Below are 8,887 nucleotides of genomic sequence, written 5' to 3' on the forward strand. Positions count from 1 at the left end.
GGAATCATATCGCGCGAATCACATCAAGCGCAGCGTTTTCACACAGCCAGGGTCATTCCCGTTGATTTAGCCCGCGTCCCTGCCACTTCCGATTCACCCCTAGGAGCCGAGGTTTGTCCCGCACTGGGGTTGGTCGGAGAAGGCCAACTCCGGACATTCCTGGAAGCCTTGGGAGAAAAAGATGAACAAGATCGATCGAAGGCCAGCGCAGGGAGTCGGGTTGGCAGCGGCTTCGGCGGCCATGATGAAGCCCGCCGCCGCCCAAGACACGGGCTACAAGGATACGACGCCGTGGCCTGGTGTCGTGGCTTACGATGGCACCATCTCTCATCCCGGTTTCAAGATTGTCTCCTGCTCGACGTCATCTGCAGCCGGGATCGAAGACTGCCGGTCCCCCGATGATGAATCCATGGTCTGCCATATCACCGAAGGGGAGCTTCGGATCGAGCAGGAAGGAAGACATTGCGGCCAAGAAGAATTTTGTTTGGACCTGCGACAAAGGTACGAATGAGCAAGCGTTCAATGACGGGACCGTGGTCGGAACTGTGCGGATCACGAACCTGAAGGCCTAAGGCTTGTTTCTTCGTAAGAGGCCAATTACTGGTGCGGATGGCGTCGCCACGTGCCGCGGGTGAATGATCGTCGCGGTCTCAATGGCATCTTCTGAGTCTTGCGATCCGGAGCGCCGTGGCGGGACCTGCCGGACAACTTCGTTCCCTTGCAGGTCGCGCCGTCCACTTCGTCCGGACGCAACGGACCGGCCTTGTAGAACGCCCGGTTCGCTCGCCTTCCTGAGTTCCCGCCCGGCTGCGACAGAGGCCGCACGTCGTCGCGTCTCTCGTGCTGTCCTTGCTACTTGATCGAACCCTTGTGCTTGGCGTGGGCGTGCGTGATCTCCGCGCCCATCAGGATGATCTGCGACGTGTAGTAGACCCAGATGAGCACGACGACGATCGAGGCGGCCGCACCGTACGTCGACTCCAGTCCTTGTTTGCCGATGTAGAAGCCTATCGCAGCCTTTCCCACTTCGAAGAACAAGGCGGTCAGGAGTGCACCCAGCCAGACATCGCGCCATCCGACGGAAACGTCCGGCAGCCACTTGAACATCATCGCGAAGAGCACCGTCACGACGGCGAACGAGACCAACAAGCTGACAACGTGCAGAACGCCCTCCGGCATGTACGGCGCGACGAACTTTCCGGCCGCGGCCAAGGCCGCCGTCACCAAGAGCGAGACGAGGAGAAGAAAGCCGAGGGCGAGGACGGCGGCGAACGACAGCACGTAGTTGCGGGCGAAATGCCAAAGCCCACTCTCCTCCGACTCCTCCACCTCCCAGACGACGTTGAGCGCATCCTTCAACTGCACGACGACTCCGATTGCCGCGAACAGAAGCGCGCCGATGCCGAGGATCGTTGCCAGAGCACCCTCGGCGGGACGGCTGGCTCCCGCGAGCATCGATTCGATCGCCTTGGCCCCGGTCTCTCCCAGCATACCCTTCAAAGAGGAGGTAACCTGCGAGGTGACCGCCTCATGGCCGAAGAAGAGACCGGCCACAGCGATGGCGATCACGATGATCGGACCGAGCGAAAAGACGGAGTAGTACGCCAGGGCAGCGCCCTGCCGGGCATCCCTGTGGGCCGACCAGCTGCTCGCAGCCTCCTTTGCTACCGTCCACCACATCGTCGCGGTTCGACCTTCGCCCTCGCCTGCACCATTCCCGATAAAGGCCGGCTAGTTCGAAGGTTCCTGGAGCCTGCATCGGAACCGCCTCCGAACCGCAAACGTTGGCCGCTTGACTTTGCGCCGCCTAAGACGAGGTTCTTCGTTTGGGTATCTAGATGCACCGGAGGATAATCAGCAGGCCTTGGACACCGGAGGACGTGGACCTGTTGAAGGGGCTCGCCGGCAACAGGATTCCTTCGCGCATGATCGCCGCCAAGCTCCGCCGAACTCTAGGCGCGATCCAGGCGAGAGCGTCGGCCGAAGGCATCCCTCTGAACGGCGGTCGGCGGGTCTCACAGGCCCATCGGCGCGCTGCAAGCGAGGTGCCGGCAACCGGCAAGCCCGGCGGAACGAAAATCCTGCTAGGGTATTGAAACCGAAGAGACCGTCGCCGCCGTCAATTACGGCGCCTGTCGCGGATAGCCAAAGGTTTCACCGACCCGCTATTCAGGAGTTTCGGCACGTCTCCTTGATAGTAAAATTGCAGATTGGCTCGTCCTTGCTCTTTAGGTGTCCAATCGGATCTTTTGGGGTACCCAGACCGATTGCCTCGCGGTCGCCCGAACCATTGCCGCGATGACGCCGAGCCTCGCAATGTCCGCAAGGTACCAGGCGGCCTCTTCCAGCACGGCTTCGACAGTGGAGAGTTCCAGGCCTTCTTCATCGGGGAAGAAGTCATCACCCTCACTGACCAGGAACAAACCTTCCTTGGGAAAATTAGGCAATCTAGGAGAGGGACTTCGCGGCCCCAGCGCACCAATCCCCCGAGGTGCTGGGGCCGTTTTTTGGCCAGGTAAGAGGCGATCGAAGCATGACAACCGTTGAAAAGCTCCTTGCTCAGAAACAGCAGATGGTGGGACGGCTGCAGGAGGACCCCGGCCCGGAAGAGCGCAATGCGATCGAAGGTATGCTGGGAAAAATCGATATCGCGTTAGGCCTACTGGAGGAGATGGCGCCCGGCACAAGCGGCGACAACGTAAAGGGCCCGCCAGCGTGAACCGGCGGGCTTCGGCTTCGTGTAATTAGTTTTTCAGATCAGCCGACGCCGTAGGGCTTGTTGAGGAAGTAATCGCGTTGCTCAGCGCTTTCTCTGCGTACTGGTCGATCGCGACGGTGATCGCCTGGACGTGTTGATAGCAGTATCCTTCACTCGCGGAGCGCGACTTCCCTTGCCTCGTGTTCTTGATACGCCTGCTTCATCAGCCGGTCGATCTCCGCCTGCGCCAAGCTCGCCGCTCAGTGGATCGAATCGCTCCCGAAGAAGCGCCCAATCTTCCTGCATTCAACTTCCGCATTACCGATGAACTCGCGGCCATCACCGGCTCAACACGGCCGACGGCCCAAGCCGTGTCCTTCCGGCGTGAACCGGAGCGCCTTGATAAAGAGCAAACGTCTGCCGTTACATCTTCTTTTGCTTTTTCGCCTTGGCTGTCTTTGTCTTGGTCATCGGTTTTGTTGCACCACCAGCCATCGGCGCGGTCGCGTCGGAGCCCGACTTTGCCGCGGCACCTCCACCGGTACCGCTCGCACCACCTGTCTGAGCCATGGCCCCAGCACTGGATAGGGCTAGTGCCAGAACAGCGACGGGCAGAATGATTTTACGCATTTCAAACCTCCTCCTTTTCGATCAAGGCCAACTGCGCCATGCTGGTGAGGTTCCCTCCGGACTGTATATCGCAGAAGACCCGCCAGCGTGAACCGCCGTCCTGCAAACATTGAACCTTCAAGGGAAGATACCACCCGATTGCGACGGAATGGTTGGAAAAAGGGCGAGGCCCTTCCCCTTCACTACAGCGCTGCAGCACGCACCTGCCGCCAACTAACGGCACTTTAGGCGGACGGGCACGTGAAGATTGACCACGGATCGAGCTAACGTTTAGTACCAGCGTCCTCGGCCGTACCAGCCGCCGCCGCCAACCAGCAAAATAACAAGCACAATGACCAGAAGTGTGGTGGCATCCATGCGCCTTCCTCCGCCTCCTGCGTATGCGCAGTGCGTAGCTTGGAATTCAAGCTGATAACGTTTAGCCGTTGGTCCGGTTCCCAGACCTTGCGTGGCGAGATGGCACAGGTCATCAGCGGAAGTAGGTAATCCGCGCAGACTGACATGATCGTCGACATGCGCTGCCGCACCGTCATGCGTGACGCTGCCGTGACGACATGAAGCCCCTGGACAGCGAGCTCACTATCCCCGCCGACATCCACCACGCCGTCATGTCGTTGCTACGGGAGGAGCGGCGCGACCGAGCGAAGGTCAACGGGGCCGTGAAACGGCAGCAGGGCCAAACTGGTTGAAACTCTGCTATCGGCGCGTCAGCAGCACCCCAATCAAGAATGCAATTGCCAATGACTGGATAGGCGCATCGCGCGTAGCCGCGCTCAACCTGTCGAGCCACCCCGGACGAGGCGCGACTTCGTCGGCCAGGTCCTGGGACATGCCACGAATGGCATCCACAGCGTTGTCGATCCTTTGCCCGGGGTCCGCGGTCGGCATGGGAGTGTCGTCATTTGTCATGATCGATCGAGCTCGCGGGGATCTTACTCTGGTCCATTGACCATCTCCGTCCAAATAAGACGGTTGAGGTCGGAGTTTTGTTCATATAGCGACAATGGAAATATTCCAGGTGGCCCGACGCACGACAGGTTCCGGACGACATGCGCCGGGCCTTACTAACGCACCACTACGGCTCACCCACCGGAATGGCCATTCAAGCTGAGTGCGATTCTTGGCAGAATTGGGCGCATGCAGCGCGCTCAAAAAATCACCTCGGGAGAAATGCGGGAGTCCGGCCCTCCTCGGCTGTTGGTCTACTTGCGGCGACTACAAGTGCGCGCATTCAGTAACGGTTGGCGCCGGCCGCTGCGGTGAAGACGTTCGGCTTTCGGATCTCGAGCCCAAGTTCACCTGTCGGGCATGCGGTCACCGCCGCGCCGACGTCCGGCCGCTCTTTGAACATCGATGCATGGGACAGGCTGAGCAAGCCGTAACACTCTCTAGGAACGATCTCCGTCGGACGGCGTAAAATCGCGCGGCGTCCCCACTGACGCCGCTGCGGCTCTAGCTCTTTGCGCCGTCGTCTCGACTCCCGGGGCTGGAGTCCGCCCTTTAGTTGCATGTGGGTTCTGGAATGAACCGGCTTGGCCAGTGTTCCAGAATTAACCCCCAACACGGACGTCAAGCTTAACACGCGAGTTTAGTTGCGGCCGATTCAGACAGGTCTAGCGTGACAGCAGGTCGCGCAGATGGCGACTAGTCCCAGCCTGTGTACTGCGCGATTAGGGGCCGCTTCGTCGCCCTAGAAGCGGCCCCGCCCCCGCTTGGCAATTCTGGCGCTTGGGCTTGTCTGGAACGTGCTCATCTAGCCCCCGCTGGGCCGTTTCTCCCAACGAAAGGCCCGGCTTGTGGCCGGGCGATTCGCAAACACTCCGAACGCGATGAAACGCAAAAATCTTAGATCACGATAGACACAGGTGTCGGTTCGCTTTGTCACCTAGGAATCGGAATTTGGCCCCCTAAGATTACGGAGATCCCGCCCGCTTCGTCGCGGCAGCGCTAGCCGACGCCGTAAGGCTTGTTGAGAAAGTAGTCGCGGTTGCCTAGCGCCTTTTCTGCGTACTGATCGATCGCAACGGTTATCGCCTGGACGTGCTGATAGCAGTGACCCTCTCGCGTGGCACGCTGCCGCAGTTCTCCAAGCGCCTCGATCCAGGGCGAGTTGTCCGCCTTGTCGTCGTACCATCTCCATTGTTCGCGCATCACCAGCTCCGGCCGCCAAGCACGCGCCCTTTCATCGGACCGTCCTGCTCTTTTTTGAGCCGGTCCCGCTCATCACAAAGACCTTCAATCTTCGCCAGCATCCTGCCAAGCCAAGAGCTCAGCCGCCGCTGTGGCGATGCCGGCGCGCTGAAGCTGCAGGATCTCCCTGCGTTGTCTTCCGACCTGGACGCGCATGTGGTCGATTTCGGAACGGACGTGATCCAGGCCCATAGCGCTCCTTCAATTCTCTTTGGATTGTTCGGCAAAGCCCCTCGGCCCGGCGCCCGAGCTGGTCGTAAAGGCGAAGCCGCCTGAAAAGGATCTCGATTTCGCGGGCTCTCTTCATGGGGCAAATAGTACAAATCGTGAACGGGTTGGCAAGCCGCTAGGACGAGGCTGTGCTGGCGTGGAACACCCAAGATTATTGCCCGAGTATTTTATTGCCCTGGTCCACACCGTTTGAAGACCCGATTTCGCTTCCGCGGGGACGATCCCTCGTCACCTTGATGGATGCAGCCGACTACATCACGAAGCTGCCAAAGGCCGAGCAGCGCCTGGCGCACTGGCAGCTCGCGGTCGAGACACTGATCAATTGTGCCGAGGGCCGCGATTTCCTGATGCACGCGCGGATCGGAATGCTGCGCGCATTGAACGCCGGCAAGCCGAACCCAGATGTTCATGCCACGGTGAAGAAAGCCAAGGCGTAGAGGATCGCCTGATGAAATGCTTGCTCTGCGAGGGTAGCGGCTGGGTCTGTGAGAACCATCCGGACCAACCCTGGGAAGGTGAGCACGCCTGCGGCTGCGGCGGTGCTTGCGCCCCCTGCCCGACCTGCAATTCAGCGGCCGAGGACGAGCGGCCTCGGCTGCCGCCCGACTTCAAGACGGTGCTCGATGCGTTGGGGCATGCCGCCACCATCGCGCGCCGGCGGTCCGCTGGTCGCGAACATCCGCAACACCTCGTGCCCGCACTGGCCGCTTACGCGAAGAGGTTAGCGGGGTCTAGGACGCCGGTCGGGATCCGTCGGGCTTGTTGTCGGAGGCCCGCCGCCACCGGCGGCTCCGCCGCCGTCACTGCCCGGCGACATCGTGGCGCCCGTGGTGCCAGTCTGACCCACCCCTGTTCCCATTGCTGAGCCGGTGCCCGTCCCCGTTCCCGAGGTCGCCGCGCCGGTACCTGTGCTGCCACCACCACCGGCGCCGGGTCCACCGCCGGCACTAGCACCTCCACCGGCCGTACCCGTACCAGTTCCACCACCCGTACCAGCTCCACCGGCCGTACCCGCACCAGCCCCGCCGCCCGCCGCGCCTGCGCCACCAGCTCCGCCGCCCCCGGCACCGGCACCGCCGCCCCCGGCACCGGCACCGCCTCCACCGGCACCGCCGCCCCCGGCACCTTGGGCGACAGCCAACGTTGAGCCGAGCGCAAAGAACAATGCTACCGCGATTGCTGATGCTTTCATGACGATCTCCTTATAGCTGTGAAGCTCCGGAAATTTTCATTCGCTGCTTTCGTTCCTATTTTTGCTGCGGCCAAATGCGGAGCGGCTCCTTCGCGCAATAGGAATCTTTCCTGGCGCGGAGCTTAGGCAACAGCAATGATCGCGTGGCGCGACGCAGGGAAGAAGGACATGACGCCGCGAGCTACATCACGAGGCCGTCGAACGCCGAGTACTCCGCTCCGGAGTGGCAAGCCGCGATGGAGGCGCTGATCCGTTGCGGAGAACGGCGGCCCCACGATGTTGGCCAGGATCGGCGTCATGCGGGCGTTGAACCGTCACGTCGAGCGGGTCTTTGATCCCGAGCGCAAGAGTCATCATTGGGGCAAGCGCAAGCTGAAGAGAGACCAATGACCGTTTTTGTCTAATCAACACCAGCAAGCAGGTTGGCGACCCTGAGCACATCAAGGCGTTCGCCAATGTGGATGCCGCGGAAAAAATGGTTTGAGGAGATCGATCCTGAGGGCGTGGCGTTCGAGTATGAGGTGCTGGAATGAAAGAGGCCGCCAACTGGTGCGGCCTTAACCCTCTTTCTGTTCATCAACCTCGAAGGAAACTTTTACCGCAAGCACAGGCCTGCGACCGTCGCGGACCTCGATTGCCAACTGATGACCCGGGCCTTTATGGGATTGCTTACGGATCGCATCCCTCGCCATATCTGCGATCGCACCGGCGGCTTCTGCCCGGGCACGCGCAAGGTTGGTGAGTTCCAGACCTTCGTCATCGGCGGTAAAGTTGTCCCCCTCGCGGATATCAAAATAGTATCTTGGCATTCGGGCATCCTAGCTTGCTATTGAACAGGCTAATGCCGTTTTAATTGCAGAAGGGGATTAGGACACTCCAAAATCAGATTAGGATCTAGCGGCCCCGGCAATACGCAACGCACCGGGGCCGCCAGCTCTTGGAGAAACGCCCCGGCCTGGGGACATTGCCGGGGAACGTACAGAATAGTCCGCCATTGGATCATCGTCTGTACGGCCGCTGACAAAGACCGGGCCCGCCGGCGTGCACCGGCGAGCTTTGGTGCTGGCGATAATCTGGCAGGGCTGGGGCCGCTGTAGCGGCCCCCGTCTCACTGCTTGTGCCGATCAATTTCCAAGGTGAACTTCACCTGCAGAACCGGGCCGTCGTCGTCACGAACTTCGATTGCCATCTGGCTCCCCCGCCCGGTCATGGTTCATTCTGACCGCGTCCCGCGCCATGTCGGCCAGTGAGCGAGCAGCCTCTTCCTGCACCCGCTCAATATTGGGGAGGTCCAATCCTTCCTCGTCAGGCGCGAGATCGTCACCGTCTCTCAAATCGAAATAGTAGCGTCGCATAGGAACCACCTTCGCCCCGAAAGTAGAACCATGAGACCCGAAAGTTGTTCGCGCACGTAAGCAGGCGGCGAAAAGAACGAGGCCCGGCGTGCCTAGATTGGCGCTCGCAGCCCCGGGGAGGTAAGCCACTGCTGAATGTTTACGGCTGTTTCGGCTTGCAGGGCTCGCCTGATAAGTTGCTCACGCGCGATACCTGGCGGAGTGCCGCGCGCTTCTTTTCGAAGGCGTTCCGCCTCCTCCATCAATCGCTGGTCTAGCGAGGTCGTTTGTTTGAAACGGCGACGCTTCTGCATGCGCTGTTCCTTTCCTTTAGGGAAGGCGGGAGCGCAACTGGCGTTCTCGTCACCGATAACTGCCGGAGTACCTTCCGGTGATGTTCAAGAGCTTACGCTCTTTAGCGCCGCTGTCGGTCCACTAGTGGACAGATGGCAAAATAGGAACGACCCCTGCTTAGAGGTCATTAGTTGTGCGTGCCGACTAACCCCCCGGTTGGCACGGTGGCGTGGAGTTTGCGGCGTGGCGTTTCAGCGCAAGAAACCGGAGGCGATCGGCGTAAAGGCGCCCTTCCCCGGATTCATCGAACACGCGCTC

11 protein-coding genes and 1 pseudogene are annotated in these 8,887 nt (G+C 60.7%); 4 read left to right on the plus strand and 8 right to left on the minus strand.

Translation table 11 applies throughout. From position 1 onward, the window contains the following. Positions 1–181 precede the first annotated feature (181 nt). Positions 182–511, plus strand: coding sequence for a hypothetical protein (locus KJQ96_RS37400; RefSeq protein ID WP_249735015.1), 330 nt, complete (start codon positions 182–184; stop codon positions 509–511). Between the two features lie 105 nt (positions 512–616). Next, positions 617–718, plus strand: a pseudogene (locus KJQ96_RS37405) (transposase); the annotation flags it as partial. A gap of 134 nt (positions 719–852) precedes the next feature. Here KJQ96_RS37405 and KJQ96_RS37410 read toward each other — a convergent pair. After that, positions 853–1,680, minus strand: a complete 828-nt coding sequence (locus KJQ96_RS37410) for a YihY/virulence factor BrkB family protein (RefSeq protein WP_213291049.1) — start codon at positions 1,678–1,680, stop codon at positions 853–855. A 548-nt stretch (positions 1,681–2,228) separates the two neighbouring features. Further along, positions 2,229–2,423, minus strand: a complete 195-nt coding sequence (locus tag KJQ96_RS37415; protein ID WP_213291050.1) for a DUF6894 family protein — start codon at positions 2,421–2,423, stop codon at positions 2,229–2,231. Between the two features lie 110 nt (positions 2,424–2,533). On the opposite strand from KJQ96_RS37415, the gene KJQ96_RS37420 reads away from it, so the two are divergent. Next, the gene (locus KJQ96_RS37420; protein WP_213291051.1) at positions 2,534–2,719 is read left to right on the plus strand and encodes a hypothetical protein; all 186 of its coding nucleotides are present in this window, start codon (positions 2,534–2,536) and stop codon (positions 2,717–2,719) included. A 402-nt stretch (positions 2,720–3,121) separates the two neighbouring features. Here the strand turns inward: KJQ96_RS37420 and KJQ96_RS37425 are convergent, their stop codons facing one another. From KJQ96_RS37425 to KJQ96_RS37435, 3 genes are all read right to left on the minus strand, one after another. Beyond that, the gene (locus KJQ96_RS37425) at positions 3,122–3,328 is read right to left on the minus strand and encodes a hypothetical protein (RefSeq protein WP_213291052.1); all 207 of its coding nucleotides are present in this window, start codon (positions 3,326–3,328) and stop codon (positions 3,122–3,124) included. Positions 3,329–4,559: 1,231 nt separating this feature from the next. Next, positions 4,560–4,703 carry a hypothetical protein gene (locus KJQ96_RS37430; protein WP_213291053.1) on the minus strand — a complete coding sequence of 48 codons (144 nt, stop codon included), beginning with the start codon at positions 4,701–4,703 and terminating at the stop codon, positions 4,560–4,562. 572 nt (positions 4,704–5,275) lie between these two features. Then, positions 5,276–5,479: a hypothetical protein gene (locus tag KJQ96_RS37435; RefSeq protein WP_213291054.1), complete on the minus strand. Its 204-nt coding sequence runs from the start codon at positions 5,477–5,479 to the stop codon at positions 5,276–5,278. A 398-nt stretch (positions 5,480–5,877) separates the two neighbouring features. Here KJQ96_RS37435 and KJQ96_RS37440 point away from each other — a divergent pair, with 398 nt between their 5' ends. Beyond that, positions 5,878–6,186: a hypothetical protein gene (locus tag KJQ96_RS37440; RefSeq protein WP_309142533.1), complete on the plus strand. Its 309-nt coding sequence runs from the start codon at positions 5,878–5,880 to the stop codon at positions 6,184–6,186. A gap of 284 nt (positions 6,187–6,470) precedes the next feature. On the opposite strand, the gene KJQ96_RS37445 is transcribed toward KJQ96_RS37440, so the two are convergent. From KJQ96_RS37445 to KJQ96_RS37455, 3 genes are all read right to left on the minus strand, one after another. After that, positions 6,471–6,941 (minus strand): hypothetical protein, encoded by a 471-nt coding sequence (locus KJQ96_RS37445; RefSeq protein ID WP_213291055.1) that lies wholly within the window; start codon positions 6,939–6,941, stop codon positions 6,471–6,473. A 557-nt stretch (positions 6,942–7,498) separates the two neighbouring features. Next, positions 7,499–7,750: a DUF6894 family protein gene (locus KJQ96_RS37450; RefSeq protein ID WP_213291056.1), complete on the minus strand. Its 252-nt coding sequence runs from the start codon at positions 7,748–7,750 to the stop codon at positions 7,499–7,501. A 360-nt stretch (positions 7,751–8,110) separates the two neighbouring features. Beyond that, the gene (locus KJQ96_RS37455) at positions 8,111–8,296 is read right to left on the minus strand and encodes a DUF6894 family protein (RefSeq protein ID WP_309142534.1); all 186 of its coding nucleotides are present in this window, start codon (positions 8,294–8,296) and stop codon (positions 8,111–8,113) included. Positions 8,297–8,887: the final 591 nt, after the last annotated feature.

The organism is Bradyrhizobium sp. sGM-13, from assembly GCF_018398875.1.
Taxonomy (GTDB): Bacteria; Pseudomonadota; Alphaproteobacteria; order Rhizobiales; family Xanthobacteraceae; genus Bradyrhizobium.